We start from the raw sequence: 18,850 nt of genomic DNA, 5'->3' as shown, positions 1-18,850 counted from the left end.
GCCGCCGGGGGGGGGGGGGGGCCCGGCCCCGGGACCCGCGCGCGCACGAAAGGCATTGGACAGGGGGCGCTGGCCAGAACTTTCGACGCAAGGGGTGCAATTAACGTGACTACTACTGACGTTACGCGAGTCGCCGCCTACCGGGAGGTGACCGACAGGAACGGACGCGTCTACCGCGTCGGCGAGACCGACGTCGACATCATGGGGCGCAAGCGCAAGTGGATGGTGATCCTGCCCTGGGTCGGCATGATGGGCATCTCCTCCGCCGAGTACGCGTTCGCGTCCGCCGAGGACACGCTCCACACCGCGCACCACTGGGCCAGTGCGCACATCTTCTGGATGATGACGGTCTGGGTGTTCTTCCAGGCCGCGGTGGCCTTCCCCGCGGGCAAGCTGCGCGAGTCCGGCAAGCTGCCGGCCCGTTTCGCAATGATGCTGGGTGCGGCCGGCACCCTGCTCGGCTACCTCTCACTGGCCTACGCGCCACATGTCGTCGTCGCCTACATCGGCTTCAGCATGTTCAGCGGCATGGGCGCGGGCATGGTGTACGCGACCTGCGTCAACATGGTCGGCAAGTGGTATCCGGAGCGCAAGGGCGGCAAGACCGGCTTCGTCAACGGCGGTTTCGCCTACGGTTCGGTGCCCTTCGTCTTCCTCTTCACCGGCTACATGGACCTGACCAACTTCCGCTGGGTGCTGGTCTCGGTCGGCGTCTTCCTCGCCCTGATGGTGGGGACGGCCGGCTTCTTCTTCAAGGACCCGCCGAAGAACTGGTGGCCCGCGGAGATCGACCCGCTCAACCCGCCGAAGGACCCGCGCGCGGCCCGCTCGATGCGGATGAACCCGCCCGCGGTGCGCCAGTACACCCCGATGGAGGCCTGGAAGACCGGCCGGGTCGCGCTGATGTGGTTCTGCCTGGCGTGCACGTCCGGCGTGAACATCTTCGGTATCGCCTTCCAGGTGGACATCGGTGAGGAGGCCGGCTTCGCGGGCGGCATCGTCGCCACGGCCATGTCACTGAAGGCCGTCGTCAACGGCACCGGCCGCGGCGTGATCGGCTGGCTGTCCGACCTGTACGGCCGCAAGCGGTGCCTGCTCGCCGTCTGCGTCATCCTGGGCCTCGCCCAGTACGGCATCCTCTGGGCGGCCGAGAGCAAGCACCTGGCGTTCTTCCTGATCTTCTCGGCGATCTCCGGCTTCGGCGGCGGCGCCATCTTCCCGATGTTCGCGGCACTCACCGCGGACTACTTCGGCGAGAACAACAACGCGTCCAACTACGGCATGGTTTACAGCGCCAAGCTGGTCTCCGGTCTCGGCGCGGGCATGGGCGCCGTGGTCGTGAGCGCCTGGGGGCACTCCGGTGCCTTCATCCTGGCCGGCTCCATCTCCCTGTTCGCCGGCTGCGTGGCCCTGTTCCTGAGCCCGCCGGGACGCGACAAGAACACGCGCGGTATCGCACCCAACCCCCAACCTCTCGGCGAGGACATGGCCTGACATGACGGCAGATCCGTACGCAGCAAACAGCTCGTCCGCACCATCCGACGCCGCACACCGTCCCTACCGCGAGGTGACCGACTCCCGGGGTCGCGTCTACCGCGTCGGCGAGTCCGACCGCGACATCCTCGGCCACTCCCGCAAGATCATGGTGTATCTCCCGTGGATCGCCATGATGGCCATCAGCGTCTTCGAATACGCGTACGGCTCCGCGGAGGACACGCTGTCCCACGCGCACGGCTGGACGCAGAGCAACACCTTCTGGATCCTCAGCGTCTGGGTGTTCTTCCAGGCCGGCATCGCCTTCCCGGCGGGCTGGCTGCGCGAGAAGGGCATCCTGACGGCCCGCTCCGCCATGTACATCGGCTCCGGCATGTGTCTGCTGGGGTTCCTCGCCCTGTCGCACATGGACAACGTCTGGCTGGCGATCCTCGGCTTCGGCGTCATCGGCGGCATCGGCGCCGGCCTGGTCTACGCGACCTGCATCAACATGGTCGGCAAATGGTTCCCCGAGCGGCGCGGCGCCCGGACCGGGTTCGTCAATGGCGGGTTCGCGTACGGATCACTGCCGTTCATCTTCATCTTCAACTACGGGTTCGACACCGCGAACTACCACCGGGTGCTGGACCTGATCGGCTGCTACATCATGATCGTCGTCCTCGGATCCGCGTTCTTCTTCAAGGACCCGCCGAAGAACTGGTGGCCCGCGGACATCGATCCCCTGTCGTACGCGGGCAGCGACAAGAGCGCGGCGAGCCTGGCCAAGAACCCGCCGGCGGTGAAGCAGTACACGCCGCGGGAGGCCGTCAGGACGGGCATGCTCCCGCTGATGTGGCTGTCCGTGGTGCTGACCGCCGGCGTGTCGATCTTCGGTATCTCCTTCCAGGTCGACTACGCCAAGGAGGTGGGTTTCGGCCCGCTGGTCGCGGCGTCGTCGATGGGTGTGATGGCGGTGATCAACGGCGTCGGGCGCGGTGTCGTGGGCTGGCTGTCGGACCGGTGGGGGCGTAAGCCGACCCTGGTGTTCGTGATCGTCGTGCTGGGTCTCGCCCAGTTCGGTGTGATCTGGGCCGGGGACCTCAGGAGCGAGTGGCTGTTCCTGTTCTTCGCGTTCCTCTCCGGATTCGGCGGAGGCGCCTTCTACCCGTTGTTCGCGGCACTCACGCCGGACTACTTCGGGGAGAACTTCAACGCGACCAACTACGGCCTCGTCTACAGCGGCAAACTGATCAGCGGCCTGTTCGGCGGCGGTCTCGGCTCCATGGTCGTCGCGGCCTGGGGCTACGACGGTGCCTACGCACTGGCCGGCGGGGTGTCGATCGTGGCGGCGGCGATCGCGCTGCTGCTGCGCCAGCCGGGGCGCACGGCGGTGCCGAGTCCGGCGCGCTGACGAGTCGTTCCCATGAGGAGGCCCTCCCCGTTTCCGGGGAGGGCCTCCTCATCGTGGTACGGCCGTCAGCACTTCTCGCGCAGCGAGTGCAGGTGCGCGCTGGAGCGGCGGGCGAAGGTGAAGGACTCGGTCGGGTTGTCGTGCTCCGCCTGCCAGTGGTGGTCGGAGCGGTGACCGCGCAGTCGTGTCACGGCGGAGATGAACTTCTTGTAGTCGATGTCGCCGTCGCCGACGTCGACCATGCGGTAGCCGTACGTGTCGGACGGGTCGCTCACGCCGTCCTTCACGTGGAAGAGCGGGTAGCGGTGCGGCTGCTTCAGGACGTAGTTCAGCGGCTCGAAGGGGGCCGGTGAGCCGTCGGGGCGCTTGGAGAAGCGGAACTGCCCCGAGTAGGCCCAGTAGATGTCCATCTCCAGGAAGACGAGGTCGGGGTCGGTCTCGGCGAGCAGCACGTCGTAGAGCCGGACCTTGGGGTTGTCCGTGGCGAAGGAGAACTCCTCGGAGTGGTTGTGCTGGTAGAACTTCATGCCGCGCGCCCTGGCCGCCGCGCCGTAGGTGTTGAACTCCTCGGCGGCGCGCTTCCAGGCGTCGACGGTGGAGCCGTAGCGGAACGGCCCGGACGCGGTGCCTATGTGCTTCAGGCCGAGGGCCTGGGCGTCGTCCAGGACCTTGGTGAGGTTCTGGGCGAAGGTGTAGGCGTTCGGGTCGTCGGAGTAGTAGCCGACGTGGCTGCCGATCGGGTTCAGACCGTGGTTCCTGGCCAGCCGCTTGAGCTGGGCGAGGGTGATCGGGCCGGCCGAGCCCTGGGTGTATCCGGCGAACTCCACCTCGTCGTAGCCGTACTTCTCCAGTTCGGCGAAGACGGGCGCGAATCCGAGGGTGGAGACCTTGTCGCGCAGGCTGTAGAGCTGGATGCCGAGGCGCCCGGGCGGCAGGACGGGACGGCCGCGGCCGTGGGAGGCCGGGGCGGGAGCGGACGCGGCGGTCGCGGGGGGGGTGGCCGCGCCGACCAGAGCGGCGGCGGTGGCGCCCGCCGCCACGCCGAGCATGCCTCGTCTGCTGAGGCGGTGGGTGAGTTCGGGGTCCGTCTGGGAAAAGCGGCTCATGCCTGGAACTCCTTGTGATCGAAGGCCGTTGTCAGTGGTGAGTGCTTCACTGGGGACCAGTCGGAAGTGACGGGCCGGTGGGACCGGCGAGCTGGTGCGCGCCGGTCGTGACCCGTCAGCCGAGACCGGCGAGTTGGAGCAGGAGTGACTTCACGTCGGTGGCCGCGACACGGTCGCCGACAGCGCGGGGGGTGGAGCAGATGAGGAGCGGACCGTCGTCGTCGCTCGCTGGAAGGCGGCCGTGGCTGCCGCGAATAGGTGACGGATCCAGGGGCACGACCGCCATGCGGTAGCGCATGCCGAGTTTCTTGCGCGCGAGCGCGGTCGCGGCCTTGACCTTGACATAGGGGTCGAGGGGATCCATGAAGAGTTCGACCGGGTCGTAGCCGGGTTTGCGGTGGATCTCGACCAGTCGCGCGAAGTCGGGCGCGCGGGCGTCGTCGAGCCAGTAGTAGTACGTGAACCAGGCGTCCGGCTCCGCCACGGCGACGAGTTCGCCGGCGCGCGGATGGTCGAGATGGTGGGCCTTCTTTCCCTCGTCGTCGAGGAGTTGCTCGATGCCGGGCAGTCCGGCGAGCGCTTCCCGCGTCGCGTCGAGGTCTTCCGGCCGGCGCACATAGACATGGGCGATCTGGTGGTCGGCGACCGCGAAGGCCCGTGACGCCATGGGGTCGAGGTACTCCATGCCGTCCTGGGTGTGCACTTCCAGCAGTCCCGCGCGCCGCAGGGCGCGGTTGATGTCGACGGGCCGGTCCGCTCGGGTGATGCCGTACTCGGAGAGCGCCACGACCGTACGGCCCTCCGCACGGGCGTCGTCCAGGAGCGGCGCCATGGCCGCGTCCAGGTCGGCGGCCGCCTTCAGCGAACGCGGGTCGTCGGGACCGAAGCGCTGCAAGTCGTAGTCGAGATGAGGGAGATAACAGAGCGTCAGGTCCGGGCGCCGGGTGCGGTTGATGTGACGGGTGGCGTCGATGATCCAGCGGCTGGAGACGAGGTCCGCGCCGGGGCCCCAGAAGTGGAAGAGAGGGAAGGTGCCGAGTTTCTCGGTGAGTTCGTCGTGCAGGGCGGGCGGCCGGGTGTAGCAGTCGGGTTCCTTGCGGCCGTCGGAGTAGTAGATCGGACGGGGGGTGACGGTGATGTCGGTGTCGGCGCCCATGGCGTACCACCAGCAGATGTTGGCGACGGTGTAGCCGGGGTGGGCGCGTCGGGCGGCGTCCCAGAGTTTGTCGCCGGCGACCAGGCCGTTGTGCTGGCGCCACAGGAGTACGTCACCGAGGTCGCGGAAGTACCAGCCGTTGCCGACGATGCCGTGTTCCGACGGGTGGGTGCCGGTGAGGAAGGTGGACTGGGCGGCGCAGGTGACGGCGGGCAGGACGGTGCCGAGCGGCGCCAGCGACCCGGACTGGGCGAGTGTCTTGAGGTGCGGCATGTGGTCGAGGAGACGGGGGGTGAGGCCGACGACGTCGAGGACCAGGAGCGGGTTGGGCCGGCCGGCGGCGGTGGTGTCCGTCGCGGGGTCGGTGGCCGGGGCTGCCGGTCCTGAGGCTTCGGTCATGGCAGCTCCTTGAGGCCGAGGTCGGTCAACAGATCGCGGGCGAGAGTGAGTTCGGCGGCGATGCCTTCGGCGAGCTGGCTGCGGGCGCGGGGCCGCAGTTCGGCCGGGAGGGCCTGCCAGGTGTAGGTCTCGACCTCCAGGTGCCGGGTGAGCGGGTGCGGGCCGCCGACGAGACGGGCGAGCGCGTCCTTGAGGACGTCGAGTGTGGAGGTGAGAGGTGCGGCGGGGGCCGCGTGGAGCGGGACGTGGAAGTGGGCGCGCCACGGGGAGGCGTCGGGGAGCGCCTCACCGTTGAGGGCCTGGCCGAGGTCGTCGGTGCCGCGCAGAGCGGCGGCGATGGGGGTCCCTCCCGCTCGATCGGAGTTGAGAGCGGGGGAGGTGCGGGTCTGGTGCAGGAAGCGGGGTTCGTCGAAGGCGGCGAGTGCCTCGCGGACATCGGGGAGGTGCGGCTGCTCGGCGTGCAGTGCGGCCGACAGCTGGGATTTGACGACGGGGACGCGGGCTTCGCTGAGGGCGTCCAGGGCGGACAGGGGATCCTCGAAGGAGGTGGCGAGGTGACAGGTGTCGACACAGATACCGATGCGGTCGTGTCCGATCGCGGCGAGCGGGGCGAGGGCGTCGGCGGTGGTCTCGACGATGCAGCCGGGCTCGGGTTCGAGGCCGACGCGGATGTCGCGTCCGGTCAACTCCGCGAGTGCGTCGAGGCGTTCGGCGAGCGTGCGCAGGGCGAGGTGGGCCGTGTCGGCGCGGCGATCGTCGTAGTCGGTGCGCCAGGCAAGCGGCAGGGTGGAAATGCTGCCCTCGGTGACGTCGTCGGGGAGGAGACCGGCGAGGACCCGGGCCAGGGCGGTGGTGTGGTCAAGGCGTTCGGGGTCGGCCCAGTCCGGCTTGTACACGCGGTACTTGACCTCCTCGGCGCCGAACCCTTCGTACGGGAAGCCGTTGAGGGTGACGACCTCGAGGCCGCGCCGGTCGAGTTCGGTGCGCAGGCCGCGCAGGGCGGACGGGTCGGTGACGAGGGCGTGGGCGGCGTCCTTGGCGAGCCACAGGCCGATCCCGAGGCGGTCGCGGCCGAGCCGTCGGCGGACGGGCTCGCAGTGGTCCCGGAGCTGGGCGAGGACGCCGTCGAGGGTCTCGGCGGGGTGGACGTTGGTGCAGTAGGCGAGGTGGACGGTGGAGCCGTCGGGGTGGCGGAAGCGCATGGCTCACGCTCCCGGGGCCGGAGCGGTGGCGGGGTCGCCCCCCTGTCCCGGTGCTCCGCCCGGCTCTTCGTCGGGGTCCTTCGGGGCGCCGCGGAGGATGGAGTTGCCCTCGTGGGTCGCGTCGGGGGCGGCGACGTCGAGATTGAGGCGGCCGCTCAGTCCGTAGAAGGCGACGGGGTTGCGCCACAGCACCAGGTCGACGTCGTCCTCGCCGAAGCCTTCCGCGAGCATCAGGTCGGCGACCTTGCGGGTCTTGAGGGGATCGCTCCTGCCCCAGTCGGCGGCGGAGTTCACCAGCACCTGCTCGGGCCCGTACTCGCGCAGGATCGCGACCATCCGCTCCTCGTCCATCTTGGTGTCGGGATAGACGGAGAAGCCGAGCCAGCAGCCGCTGTCCTTGGCCTCCTTGACGGTGGTCTCGTTGAGATGGTCGACCAGGACGCGGTCCGCGGGCAGCGCGGACTCGCGGACGACGTCGAGGGTGCGGCGCAGGCCCACCAGCTTGTCGCGGTGCGGGGTGTGGACCAGGGCCGGCAGTTCGTGGGCGGCGGCGAGCTGGAGCTGGGCGGCGAGGGCGGTGTCCTCGGCGGGGGTCATCGAGTCGTAGCCGATCTCGCCGACGGCGACGACCTGGTCCTTGAGGAGATAGCGGGGCAGTTCGTCGAGGACGGGGACACAGCGCGGGTCGTTCGCCTCCTTGGGGTTGAGGGCGAGCGTGCAGTGGTGGGCGATGCCGTGCTGCGCGGCACGGAACGGCTCCCAGCCGAGGAGGGAGTCGAAGTAGTCGAGGAAGGAGGCGGGCGAGGTGCGGGGCTGGCCGAGCCAGAAGGAGGGCTCGACGACGGCACGGACGCCGGCGGCGTACATGGCCTCGTAGTCGTCGGTGGTGCGCGAGGTCATGTGGATGTGGGGGTCGAAGAGGCGCATCAGGACTCCTTGCCGTCGGTGCCGCGGCTGCCGCGCTCGGCGGCAGGCGCGGGTGGGGTGGCCGTGGGGTCGGTCAAGGTCAGGACGCGGTACAGGTCTTCGGGCACGGAACGGCCCGCGGCGGTGCGTTCGGCGGCGTAGTCGCCGAGCATGCGGGCGAGTTCGGCGTCGTGGTGGGCGCGGCGGTCCAGGTCGGCCACCGTGTCGACGTGAACACCGGTGAACAGGCACTTCAGGACGGCGTGCCGCCATTGGTGGGAGTCGAGGTGCCGGGCGGCGTAGGGGCCGACGGCGGCGGCGAGGAGCCGGGTGTCGTTGGTGCGCAGGGCGTCCTCGACCAGCGGGAGGCCCTGCGGGCCGGACACGAGGTGGGGCAGTGCGTGCAGGACGGCGCGGCGTTCGGCTCCGGTGCCCTGGAAGTAGACCCGGCTGAGGGCGTCCGCGTCGGCCCGGGCCGCGTGCAGGATGAGGACGCGAGCGGCGTCCGCGTGGTCCGGGCCGCAGCGCCGGCCGGCCTCGGCGATGCGCAGCTCCCAGACGGATATGGGGCCGTGGGTGCCTGGGTGGGCTGCGGCCTCGTCGAGGGCTCGGTGGAGCCAGGTGCGGGCGGCCGAGCCGAGACGGGCGGCGAGCTGGGCACGCAGCTCGGGAGGTGGGGTGAGGGCGAGGTCTGTATCGGCCTCGGGGTCTGTCCGGGCTTCGGCGTCTTTCTGCGCCCCGGCTTCTGTCCGGGCTCCGGCGTCTCTCTGCGCCCCGGCATCTGTCCGGGCTTGGGCGTCTCTCTGCGCCCCGGCGTCTGTCCGGGCTCCGGCGTCTCTCTGCGCCCCGGCGTCTGTCCGGGCTCCGGCGTCTCTCTGCACCTCGGCTTCCGTCCGGGCTCCGGCGTCTCTCTGCACCTCGGCTTCGGCGCGGGGCCTGCCTTCGGCGCGGGACCCGGCCTCGGTACGGGGCCCGCCGTCGGTGCCGGACCTCGCCTCGCTGAGGGACCGTGCCTCGGTGCGGGGCCCGCCTTCTGTGAGGGGCCCGGCCTCGGCGCGAGACCCGGCCTCGGTGCGAGACCCGGCTTCCGCGCGGGACCCTGCCTCCGCGTGAGACCCGGTGTCCGGGGCGCCCGGTTCTCGGTCCGTCTGTCTCTCGTTGGGCGGGCGGCTTTCGGGGCCCGCGCCCGGGGTTGCCGGGCTGGTGCGGGGGTGGGTCATGAGGTGCTCCCTTCGGGGGTGGCGGAGGGATCGCCGAGGGGTGGGACGGGAAGGGGGGCTGCGGTGGCCGCGGCCTCGGCGCTCCGAAGGAACGGGAGGGAGCGTTCGGCGAAGTGGGGGCCCGCGTGGGAGTGGCGGGGCAGTTCGACGACGGTCAGGCCCTGGTAGCCGGCTGCGGAGAGGGCGGCGAGGACGGGCGGGAAGTCGATCTCGCCGTCTCCGAAGGGGAGGTGTTCATGGATGCCACGGCGCATGTCCTCGATCTGGACGTGGCGCAGCCAGGGGGCGGCGGCGCGGACGCAGTCGGCGGGAGAGAGGGGTTCGAGGCACTGGCAGTGGCCGATGTCGAGGGTGAGCCCGAGGTGTTCGGGGTCGCCGAGTGCACGGCGGAGGCGGTCGAAGTCGGCGAGGGTGGCGAGGAGATGACCGGGTTCGGGCTCGACGGCGAGGTGGACGCCGGAGGCGGTGGCAGCCTCCAGGACCGGGGTGAGTGCGTCGGTCAGGCGGTGCCAGGCGGTGCTCGGGTCCGTTCCCGGCGGTGTGATGCCGCTGAAGCAGTGGACGGCGTGAGCGTCGAGGTCGGCGGCGACCCGGACGGCGCGGATCAGCAGGTCGACGCGGCGTGCTCGGTCGTCCGGGTCGGGGTCCAGGAGGGAGGGGCCGTGCTTGCGGCGCGGGTCGAGCACATAGCGGGCGCCCGTCTCCACCGTGACGCTCAGGCCGAGCGCGTCCAGCCGCTGCGCGAGGCGTGCGGTGCGGGCCGCCAGGTCGGGGGCGAGCGGGTCGAGGTGCATGTGGTCGAGGGTCAGGCCGACGCCGTCGTATCCGAGGTCGGCGAGCAGGGCGAGGGCGTCGTCGAGACGCAGGTCGGCGAGGCCGTTGGTGCCGTAGCCGAAGCGGAGGGGGATGGTCGGGGCAGGTACGTCGGCGACGGGCGCGGGTTCGGCGCTGGTGCCGTGAACGGCGCCCTCGGCTCGCGGGACCCCGGCGGAGTGGCCCGGGACGGTCGTCGTCCTGCTCATGTGACGCTCACTTTTCTTCCGAACCGTCGGCCGAGTGGGGCGAGTCCCGCGATGACCAGGGCCGTGAGGCTCGCTCCGGATCGGGCGGACAGCGCCGCCTGGAGCGGGATGGTGGCGCGGATGCCGCCGCCGACGGCTCGTTGGGTGAGCTGGGGTGACGGATTGAGGGTGGCGTGGAAGTAGGGGCGGGCGGCGGTCGCGGCGTAGGCGGCGGCGAGGGCCGTCGTCAGCGCGCGGGCGGGCGGCCAGGAGGATTCGGCCGACCATGCCTGCGCAGCACGCGAGGCGGTGCCGGTCGGCCAGGCCAGCGCGGCACGCCAAGCGGCGGCGGTCGGCCAGGCCTGCGCAGCACCCCAGGCGGTGCCGGTCGGCCGGGCCTGCGCAGTTCGCGCGGTGCCGGTCGGCCGGGCCTGCGGAGCACGCGGGGCAGAGTCGGCAGGCCGGGCTCGGGGAGCATGCCAGGCGGTGGAGCCGGACGACCGCGTTCGGGTGGTCCCCGATGTGGCGCCGGGTCCGAGTCGCCGTCGGCGCGTGGCAGCGGCAGGCTCGCGGACAGCCATGCCCGGCCGGCTGGAGGCGGCTGCTCCCGGCGGGACGTCGTCCGAAGCGGTGGCCGTGGTCCCGTGCGGCGGGGTGCCGGTGGGGTGGTGCGTCAGCAGGCGGCTCAGGAGGGCCGTCGCGGTCAGGGCGGCGAGCGGTGCCAGGGGTGAACCGCCCTTCGTCTCCTGGCGGGACACCACGGTGACGGCGAGGGTGTGGGTGCCGAGCAGGGCGGCCGACGGGAGTGCGGCGCGGGTGCGGCCGGTCGTGGCCGCGGCGCCGAGGAGGAGGTCCAGGGCACGGGCCGTGGCCATGGCCGCGGGGCCGCACGGGGTGTGCTTGAGGGAGAGGTCGTAGGCCCAGACGGTGGCCGCGAGGGGCGCGGCGACGGTGAGGGCGGGGCGGCCGGCGCGGGCGGCGAGGGCCAGCCCGGCACCGGTGAGGGCGCAGGCCGCGGTGAGGGCGGCCGCGGGGCGGATCCGGCCGGACGGGAGGGGGCGGTGGGGGCGTTCGGCGGCGTCCTCCGCGCGGTCCGCCCAGTCGTTGAGGGCCATGCCGGCCTCGTAGAGACAGAGGGAGGAGCCGATGGCGAGCAGGGTGCGGGGGCTGGGCCGGGACCCGGCGGCGACGGCACCGCTCAGGGCGTCGCCGGGGACGGTGAACAGGGCGGGGAGCCGGAGCAGTTCGGCCCAGGCACGGCTACGACTCACGGCCACTCCCGGCAGCGGGCTCACGCGGATCGGCGTCCCGGACGGCGGCCTCCGTTCGGGCCCCGTGGTCACCCGTGGCCCCGGCCGTCGGCGGGTCCCCGTCACCCCCCGCCCGCCTGAGCCGCGCCCCCAACCCGAGCAGCCCCGCGTACTGCTCCCCCAGGCTCGACGGCCCCTCCCCCACCGGATCCTTGAAGTAGAAGCCGAGTTCGGAGAGCGGGCCGGTCAGGCCGGCCTCGTGGGCGCGGGCCGTGAGGCGGGCCAGGTCCAGTACGAGGGGGGCCGCGAGGGCGGAGTCGCAGCCCTGCCAGATGGTCTGGAGGATCATGCGGGTGCCGAGGAAGCCGTCGAAGGCGATGTGGTCCCAGGCGGTCTTCCAGTCGCCGAGTGCGGGGACGTCGTCGATGTGCACCTCGCCCTCGGGGACGGAGCCGAGGGTGTCGGCGAGGACGCGTTCCTTGCCGGCGTTCTTCGCGGCCGCGGCGGCCGGGTCGGCGAGGGCGGCACCGTCGCCGCCGCCCAGCAGGTTCGTACCGGACCAGGCCCGCACGTTCAGCGCGCGCTGCGCGAACATCGGGCCCAGTACGGCCCGCAGCAGGGTCTGGCCTGTCTTGCCGTCCCGGCCGGCGTAGGGCAGGCCGCTCCGTTCGGCCTCGCGGGCGGCGACCGGGTGGTGCATGCCCTCGGACGGCGTGAAGTTGACGTACGGGCAGCCCGCTCGCAAGGCCGCCAGTGCGTACAGGGTGCTGGCGGGCAGCGGGGTGCCGGGCCCGGCGGACGCGGGTTCCGTCGAGGCGACGTTGACCACGACCGTCCGCTCCAGCTCATGGCGTTGCGCGAAGTCGCGTATGTCGTCGGCGAAGGCCGTGATCAGTTCGGCCTCGCTCCTGGTGTCTCCCGGGGTGGGGCCGCCGGGCCTGATCTCCTGGTCGGCGGCGCCGAGTTCCGCCGCTACGGCGGTGGCGACGCCCGGCGGGAGGACACCGCCGGCGGTCAGGGTCTCGGCACGTTTGGGCAGGGGGCAGTCGAGGGTGTCGTGGCCGCCGAAGACGAGGTCGGTCAGGGCGGGCAGGCCGCTGTCGGCGAAGGCCGGGGTCTCGGTCACCATGCCGGTGGGCGGATGCAGCCCCGCGGTGACGGCGGCGCACCCCGTGACGACGGTGGTGGCGACGGAACCTCGGGCTCCGATCAGCCACACTCCCACACGCGGTCGGGAGAGGGACGCGGACATGGGCAGCCTCCTGGTCGTACGCGAGCCTCAAGGGGAGGGGTGGAGACGGCGGGCGGGGGTCCGGCGTCCCCCGCCCGCCGCCGTTCAGTCGCCCTGGACGGGCAGTTCCTTCAACTGGATGTTGCGGAAGGAGACCTGGTCGTCGGCGCCGTGGTTCTGCAGGCCGATGTAGCCGTCGGTCAGGCTCCGCTCGGGGTCCTTGTTGGTGAAGTCGTTGATCCTGACTCCGTTGAGGAACACCTGGAGGCGTTCGCCCTGGACCTTGATCTCGTAGGAGTTCCACTGGCCGGGCGGCCGCAGAACCTGGTCACGGGCCTTGATGTTCGCCGACTTGAACGAGTAGACGGAACCCGTGGTGCGGTCGGGCGCGTCGGTCGCGTCGATCTGGATCTCGTAGCCCTTGTTCACCGCGGACCAGGGGTCGTCGGAGGCCGGGAAGCCCACGAAGATCCCGGAGTTGTCGTCGCCCTGCATCTTCCAGTCGAGCTTGAGCGAGTACGACTTCAGCTCCTTGGCCTGGTACCAGAGCAGGCCCATGCCGCCCTCGGTCTCCAGGGCGCCGTCCTTGACGTTGAACTTGCCGGGACCGGCCTGCTTCCAGCCTTCCAGGGTCTGGCCGTTGAAGATCTTCCGGTAGTCCTTGCTCGGCTTGCAGTCCGCCTTGACCTGGCCGGTGGCGTACTGCAGGCCGCCGAGCAGATGGGCCCGGAAGGCCTCGTCGGCGTAGGACTCCTTGGTGTGGCCGCCGCCGGTGTAGAAGGACCGGCCGCCGCCGTAGCTCTGGCACCAGGCGATCGGGTGGTCGCCCTTCATGTTCCCGCCCTGGTAGGTGGTCTCGTCCAGGGTGGCGAGGACCTTGGCCTGCTCACGCGGGTTGGTGCGGTAGTTGTACCACTCGTCGGTGCGCTCCCAGGCGTCGCCGAGGTGCGCGGTGGACGGGTGGTCGTGGTCCTCGACGCGGACCGTGGCCTTCTGGATCGCCGGGTGCGAGTCGAAGTAGGCGCCGACCAGGCCGCCGTAGAACGACCAGTCGTACTCGGTGTCGGCGGCCGCGTGGATGCCCATGTATCCGCCGCCGCCGGCCACGTAGTTCTCGAACGCCTTCTGCTGCTCGGCGTTCAGCACGTCACCGGTGGTGGACAGGAAGGCCACCGCGTCGTACTTGGCGAGGTTGGCGGTGGTGAACTGCTTGGCCTCCTCGGTCGCGTCGACCGTGATGCCGGCCGGGCCGCCGAGCTCCTTCAGGGCCGCGACGCCGGCCGGGATGGAGTCGTGCCGGAAGCCTGCCGTCTTGGAGAAGACCAGGACCTTCTTGCCGCCCTTGAACGGCTCCTTGGAAAACTCGAAGTCGTCCACGTCGTACAGGGCGCCCCCGCCGCCCTTGAAGACCAGGTAGACCTCCGTGGTCTTCTTCGGCAGGGACCGCAGCGGCACGTCGACGTTCTGGAAGGTCTCCCAGCCGCCGGTGGGCGGGATGTACGCCGAGCCGTGCAGCGGTCCCTCGGGCGACCCGGTGCGCACCTCGATGAAGCCGCCCGCGCCGCCGGAGGAGGCCCGCACCGTCATCTTCTTCTGTCCGTCGAACCGGTAGGGGGTGAAGGCGATCCAGTCGCCGTCGTCGATGTTTCCGACGGTCTTGCCCCCGTTGGCGCCGGTCTTGTCGATCACCGACACGCCCGACTGGGTGGTGAAGTGCTCGCCCTGGCGGTGCAGCGGCTGGAGCACGGCGCGTGCGGTGCCGGTCAGGGCCTCCTGGCCGTTCGCCCCGCCGTCGGTGTAGCCGGCGCCGACCACGCCGTAGATGTTGGCGTTGGGGTCGTGGCCGCCGTCACCGGCGGGCGGCGTCAGGGTGCCCTCGCAGCCCATCTCGCTGGTCAGCTCGTGTGCGTGGGAGTCGTGGCCGAGGCTGTAGGCGACCTTGACCTTGGAGCAGTCGATCGTCTCCTCGGGGTCGGTGACGGTCACCTTGAAGGGCACGGGCTTGCCGAACTCGGCGAGAGCGCCGTTGCCCGGGATGTCGATCCTCACCTTGGGCTCGGTGTTGCCGACCACGATCCGGGCACTGGCGTTGCCGGTGTTGCCCTCGGGGTCCTTGGCGGTGAAGGTCGCGGTGTAGGTGCCGACCTTCTTGTACTGGTGGGTGGGGGTGAGCCCCTCGCCCTTCGTGCCGTCGCCGAAGTCCCAGCTGTAGGTGAGGTCCGGGGAGTCGGCGTCCTTGGCGGATGCGGTGAACTTGACCTTCAGGCCGGCCGCTCCGGACGTCTTGTCGGCGCTGACCTCGGCGATCGGGGAGAAGCCGTCCTCGGCGTTCTCGATCCGGTACAGCGCGGAGTGCTCGTCGCCCTGGAACCAGGAGATGCCGTAGTCGAGGACGTAGAGCGCGCCGTCGGGGCCGAACTCCATGTCCATGATCTGGGTGCCGGTCCAGGGGAAGTCGTTGATCTTCGCGACGGAGCCGTCCTCGTTCTGCTCGATCCGCTTGATCCAGCGGCGGCCGAACTCGCCGGCGAAGAAGTCGCCGTCGTAGGCCTCGGGGAACTTCACGCTGGAGTCGAGGTCGGGGTCGTAGCGGTAGACCGGGCCGCCCATCGGGGACTCGGAGCCGCTGCCGAACTCGGGCACGGAGCCGCCGTCGTAGGGGATCCAGGCGGCCTGCGCGGGCGGCAGGTCGGTGAGGCCCGTGTTGTACGGCGAGGTGTTCTTCGGGGCGGCGCAGTCGAACTTCGCGCCGGAGGTGCCCGTGGCGAAGTCGTAGTCGACGTAGGCGTCGTTGTTGCCCGTGCAGAACGGCCAGCCGAAGTTCGCGGCCTTGGTGACCTTGGCGAACTCGACCTGTCCGGCCGGGCCGCGCGTCGGCGAGGCGGCACCCGCGTCGGGGCCGTAGTCACCCACGTACACGATGCCGGTCTTGTCGTCGACGCTCATCCGGAACGGGTTGCGGAAGCCCATCGCGTAGATCTCGGGGCGGGTCTTCTCGGTGCCCGGGGCGAAGAGGTTGCCGTCCGGGACGGTGTACGAGCCGTCCTCGGCGACCTTGATGCGCAGGATCTTGCCGCGCAGGTCGTTGGTGTTGCCGGAGCTGCGGCGGGCGTCGAAGGCGGGGTTGCGGCCCTCGCGGACGTCGATCGGCGTGTAGCCGTCGGAGGCGAAGGGGTTGGTGTCGTCGCCGGTCGACAGGTAGAGGTTGCCGGCCGCGTCGAAGTCGATGTCGCCGCCGACGTGGCAGCAGGTGCCGCGGGACGCCGCGACGTCGATGACCTTCTTCTCGCTGGCCAGGTTCAGCGTTCCGTTGGCGTTGAGGACGAAGCGGGAGAGCCGGTTGACGCCGTCGAACTTCTTGAAGTCGTCGGCGGTGCCGGTCTCCGGGGCGTCACCAGCGGGGGTGTCCAGCGGCGGGGCGTAGTAGAGGTAGATCACCCGGTTGTTCTCGAAGTCCGGGTCGATGCCGACGCCCTGCAGGCCCTCCTCGTCGTGGCTGTAGACGTCGAGCTTGCCGGCGACCTTCGTGACGCCGCCCTGGTCGGTCAGGCGCAGCGTGCCGTCGCGCGAGGTGTGCAGGACGCTGCGGTCCGGGAGCACGGCGAGCGACATCGGCTCGCCCATCTCGGGTTCGCCCTTGGCGAGCGGGACCTGCTGGAACTGGCCCTCGGCGGCTGCCGGTTCGTCGTGTTCCGGGTGGCCGGGGTGGGCGCCGGCGACGGTCGCCGGGGTGCCCACCGCGAGGAGCAGGCCGGTGAACAGGGCGACGGCGGTGCGAAGGCTCGGGCGCCTCGGGGTGCGGGTGCTTCGGGATCTGCTTCTGTGCACGAAGTCCCTCCGGGAACGGGTGGGCCGTACGGGGTGGGTCGAAGACGTGCGGTGCGGGCGCCGGGGTGCGCCGTCACCCCGGAGGTGGCTGTGCCGTAAAGCGCTTGCGTGGGTCCTGAACACGTCCGTGTGTCCTGAACACTTCAGGGACGGTAACCGCGTCCGTCCGGGGCGAACACCCCTTGCGTCAGGATCGGTTGAACTTTTTCCCATCGCAGGACAAAGCAGGATTCGGGCAGGTCGGAGGGGGGACCGGCGGTGTGTCCGGTCCCCGTCCCCGACCTGCGCCGGGTGCGTGGTTCAGCTGTTGAACGCGGCGTCGAAGGACGCGCTGGGCGGCTCGAAGTCGAAGGCCTTCAACCGGGTCAGAGCCTCGGGAGCGCCCTGGAGCCGGTCCATGCCGGCGTCCTCCCACTCCACGGAGATCGGCCCCTGGTAGTCGATGGAACGCAGCATCCTGAAGACGTCCTCCCAGGGGACGTCACCGTGCCCGGCCGACACGAAGTCCCAGCCGCGACGCGGGTCGCCCCACGGCAGATGCGAGCCGAGCCGGCCGTTGCGGCCGTCGAGGCGCTTGCGGGCCTCCTTGCAGTCGACGTGGTAGATCCGGTCGCGGAAGTCCCACAGGAACCCGACCGGGTCGAGGTCCTGCCACACGAAGTGCGAGGGGTCGAAGTTGAGGCCGAAGGCGGGCCGGTGGCCGACGGCCTCCAGGGCGCGCTGGGTCGTCCAGTAGTCGTAGGCGATCTCACTGGGGTGGACCTCGTGCGCGAACCGCACGCCCTGCGCGTCGAAGACGTCCAGGATCGGGTTCCAGCGGGCCGCGAAGTCCTCGTAGCCACGCTCGATCATCGACTCCGGCGCGGGCGGGAACATCGCGACCAGATGCCAGATGGCGGAGCCGGTGAAGCCGATCACCGTGTCGACGCCGAAGGCGGCCGCGGCCCGCGCCGTGTCCTGCATACGGGCCGCGGCCCGCCGGCGGACACCCTCCGGGTCGCCGTCGCCCCACACCTCGCCCGGCAGAATGGCCTGGTGGCGTTCGTCGATGATGGCGTCACAGACGGCCTGTCCGACCAGGTGGTTGGAGATCGCCCAGCACTTGAGACCGTACTTGTCGAGGAGCTGATGCCTCGACTCCACATAGGACGGGTCGCTCAGGGCCTTGTCGACCTCGAAGTGGTCGCCCCAGCAGGCGAGTTCGAGCCCGTCGTAGCCGAAGTCGCGGGCGAGCCGGCAGACCTCCTCCAGCGGCAGGTCGGCCCACTGGCCGGTGAACAGCGTGAACGTACGCGGCATTGCGCGTCAGCCTCCTCAGGCCGCTATCGGGGTGGTTCAGACGGCGATCGGGGTGTAGACGGAGTTCTTCTCGGCGCTCTCCTCCACCGCCGCGAGCACGCGCTGCACCTGCAGCCCGTCGGCGAAGGACGGCTGCGGCCGGCGGCCCTCGGCGACGGCGAGCACCAGGTCGCGGGCCTGGTGGACGAAGGTGTGCTCGTAGCCGAGACCGTGGCCCGGCGGCCACCAGGCGTCCAGGTAGGGGTGGTCGGGCTCGGTGACGAGGATCCGGCGGAAGCCGCCGTGCGTGCCCGCTTCCCTGCCGTCGTGATAGGAGAGCTCGTTCAGCCGCTCCAGGTCGAACGCGAGGGAACCGAGCTCGCCGTTGAGCTCGATGCGCAGGGCGTTCTTGCGGCCGGTGGCGTAGCGGGTGGCCTCGAAGGAGGCGAGGGCGCCGGAGGGGAAGCGGCCGGTGAACACGGCGGCGTCGTCGACGGTGACCTGGCCGGTGCCGTGCGCGGAGACGGCGGACAGGCCGCTCGTGGGGCCGCCGGGCAGCGGCCGTTCCTTGACGAAGGTCTCCGTCAGCGCGGACACACCGCCGAGCTGCTCCCCCACCAGGTACTGCGCCAGGTCGATGATGTGCGCGCCCAGGTCGCCGAGCGCTCCCGAACCGGCGAGCTCCTTGCGCAGCCGCCAGGTCAGCGGGAACTCGGGGTCCACGAGCCAGTCCTGGAGGTAGGTCACCCGCACATGGCGCAGGGTGCCCAGGCGGCCCTCGGCGACCATGCTGCGGGCCAGCGCGGTGGCGGGCACGCGCCGGTAGTTGAAGCCGACCATCGCCAACTGGCCGCGCCCGTACGCCTCTTCGGCTGCCGCGGCCATGGCCTCGGCCTCCTCTACGGTGTTCGCGAGGGGCTTCTCGCACAGCACGTGCTTGCCGGCGGCCAGCGCGGCGAGGGCGATCTCGGCGTGGCTGTCGCCCGGTGTGCAGATGTCGACGAGGTCGATGTCGTCCCGCGCGATGAGCGCGCGCCAGTCGGTCTCCACCGACTCCCAGCCGTGCCGCTCCGCGGCCGCCTGCACGGCCGTGGCGTCCCGTCCGCAGATCGCGGTCATGACCGGGGTGCGGGGGAGGTCGAAGACACGGCCCGCGGTGCGCCAGCCCTGCGAGTGGGCGGCGCCCATGAAGGCGTAGCCGACCATGCCGACGCGCAGCGGTGGCCTGTGGGTCCCCGTGACCGGCGCTCCCGCTCCGCCGGTCGTGGCCCGTGCCTCCGCCTCGGCCTCTTCGGGCTGCTGCGGCTGTCCCATGCGATGGTCCTCCTCGTCGTCGTGCCGCGGTGGGGGGTTGCGGGGCGTCCTGCGCGGACGTGCCGGCACCTGGCG

General features: G+C 71.2%; 13 protein-coding genes. 2 read left to right on the top strand and 11 right to left on the bottom strand.

Annotated features, from left to right (window positions below; genetic code table 11):
* Positions 1 to 105: 105 nt before the first annotated feature.
* Together ACGFW6_RS44290 and ACGFW6_RS44285 are read left to right on the top strand one after the other, a co-directional pair.
* Positions 106 to 1,494 carry an OFA family MFS transporter gene (locus ACGFW6_RS44290; RefSeq protein ID WP_393523250.1) on the top strand — a complete coding sequence of 463 codons (1,389 nt, stop codon included), beginning with the start codon at positions 106 to 108 and terminating at the stop codon, positions 1,492 to 1,494.
* A gap of 1 nt (position 1,495) precedes the next feature.
* Positions 1,496 to 2,884, top strand: coding sequence for an OFA family MFS transporter (locus tag ACGFW6_RS44285; protein WP_393523247.1), 1,389 nt, complete (start codon positions 1,496 to 1,498; stop codon positions 2,882 to 2,884).
* A gap of 65 nt (positions 2,885 to 2,949) precedes the next feature.
* Here the strand turns inward: ACGFW6_RS44285 and ACGFW6_RS44280 are convergent, their stop codons facing one another.
* The 11 genes from ACGFW6_RS44280 to ACGFW6_RS44230 all read right to left on the bottom strand — a co-directional run bounded on the left by ACGFW6_RS44280 (position 2,950) and on the right by ACGFW6_RS44230 (position 18,775).
* Positions 2,950 to 3,990 carry a sugar phosphate isomerase/epimerase family protein gene (locus ACGFW6_RS44280; RefSeq protein WP_393523245.1) on the bottom strand — a complete coding sequence of 347 codons (1,041 nt, stop codon included), beginning with the start codon at positions 3,988 to 3,990 and terminating at the stop codon, positions 2,950 to 2,952.
* 115 nt (positions 3,991 to 4,105) lie between these two features.
* Complete coding sequence (locus ACGFW6_RS44275; protein WP_393523242.1) at positions 4,106 to 5,545, bottom strand: alkaline phosphatase family protein; 1,440 nt, start codon at positions 5,543 to 5,545, stop codon at positions 4,106 to 4,108.
* Entirely contained in the window at positions 5,542 to 6,747 is a 1,206-nt protein-coding gene (gene eboE, locus ACGFW6_RS44270) for a metabolite traffic protein EboE (protein WP_393523239.1), read from the bottom strand. Before eboE ends, ACGFW6_RS44275 begins: the two co-directional genes overlap by 4 nt.
* A 3-nt stretch (positions 6,748 to 6,750) precedes the next feature.
* Positions 6,751 to 7,674 carry a TatD family hydrolase gene (locus ACGFW6_RS44265; protein ID WP_393523236.1) on the bottom strand — a complete coding sequence of 308 codons (924 nt, stop codon included), beginning with the start codon at positions 7,672 to 7,674 and terminating at the stop codon, positions 6,751 to 6,753.
* Positions 7,674 to 8,534, bottom strand: a complete 861-nt coding sequence (locus ACGFW6_RS44260) for an EboA domain-containing protein (protein WP_393523233.1) — start codon at positions 8,532 to 8,534, stop codon at positions 7,674 to 7,676. Before ACGFW6_RS44260 ends, ACGFW6_RS44265 begins: the two co-directional genes overlap by 1 nt.
* A gap of 335 nt (positions 8,535 to 8,869) precedes the next feature.
* Positions 8,870 to 9,895 carry a sugar phosphate isomerase/epimerase family protein gene (locus ACGFW6_RS44255; protein ID WP_393523231.1) on the bottom strand — a complete coding sequence of 342 codons (1,026 nt, stop codon included), beginning with the start codon at positions 9,893 to 9,895 and terminating at the stop codon, positions 8,870 to 8,872.
* Positions 9,892 to 11,145, bottom strand: coding sequence for an SCO3242 family prenyltransferase (locus ACGFW6_RS44250; RefSeq protein WP_393523228.1), 1,254 nt, complete (start codon positions 11,143 to 11,145; stop codon positions 9,892 to 9,894). The genes ACGFW6_RS44255 and ACGFW6_RS44250 overlap by 4 nt, the downstream gene beginning before the upstream one ends.
* Complete coding sequence (locus ACGFW6_RS44245) at positions 11,135 to 12,376, bottom strand: inositol-3-phosphate synthase (protein ID WP_393523225.1); 1,242 nt, start codon at positions 12,374 to 12,376, stop codon at positions 11,135 to 11,137. The genes ACGFW6_RS44250 and ACGFW6_RS44245 overlap by 11 nt, the downstream gene beginning before the upstream one ends.
* A gap of 84 nt (positions 12,377 to 12,460) precedes the next feature.
* Complete coding sequence (locus ACGFW6_RS44240; RefSeq protein WP_393523222.1) at positions 12,461 to 16,183, bottom strand: ThuA domain-containing protein; 3,723 nt, start codon at positions 16,181 to 16,183, stop codon at positions 12,461 to 12,463.
* A 300-nt stretch (positions 16,184 to 16,483) separates the two neighbouring features.
* Positions 16,484 to 17,482 (bottom strand): sugar phosphate isomerase/epimerase family protein, encoded by a 999-nt coding sequence (locus tag ACGFW6_RS44235; RefSeq protein ID WP_393523219.1) that lies wholly within the window; start codon positions 17,480 to 17,482, stop codon positions 16,484 to 16,486.
* 36 nt (positions 17,483 to 17,518) lie between these two features.
* Positions 17,519 to 18,775, bottom strand: coding sequence for a Gfo/Idh/MocA family protein (locus ACGFW6_RS44230; protein WP_393523217.1), 1,257 nt, complete (start codon positions 18,773 to 18,775; stop codon positions 17,519 to 17,521).
* Positions 18,776 to 18,850: the final 75 nt, after the last annotated feature.

It is taken from the genome of Streptomyces sp. Y7 (genome assembly GCF_043195415.1).
GTDB lineage: Bacteria > Actinomycetota > Actinomycetes > Streptomycetales > Streptomycetaceae > Streptomyces.
Note: the sequence above shows the minus strand (reverse complement) of the source record. Positions and strands in the feature narration are given on the sequence as shown.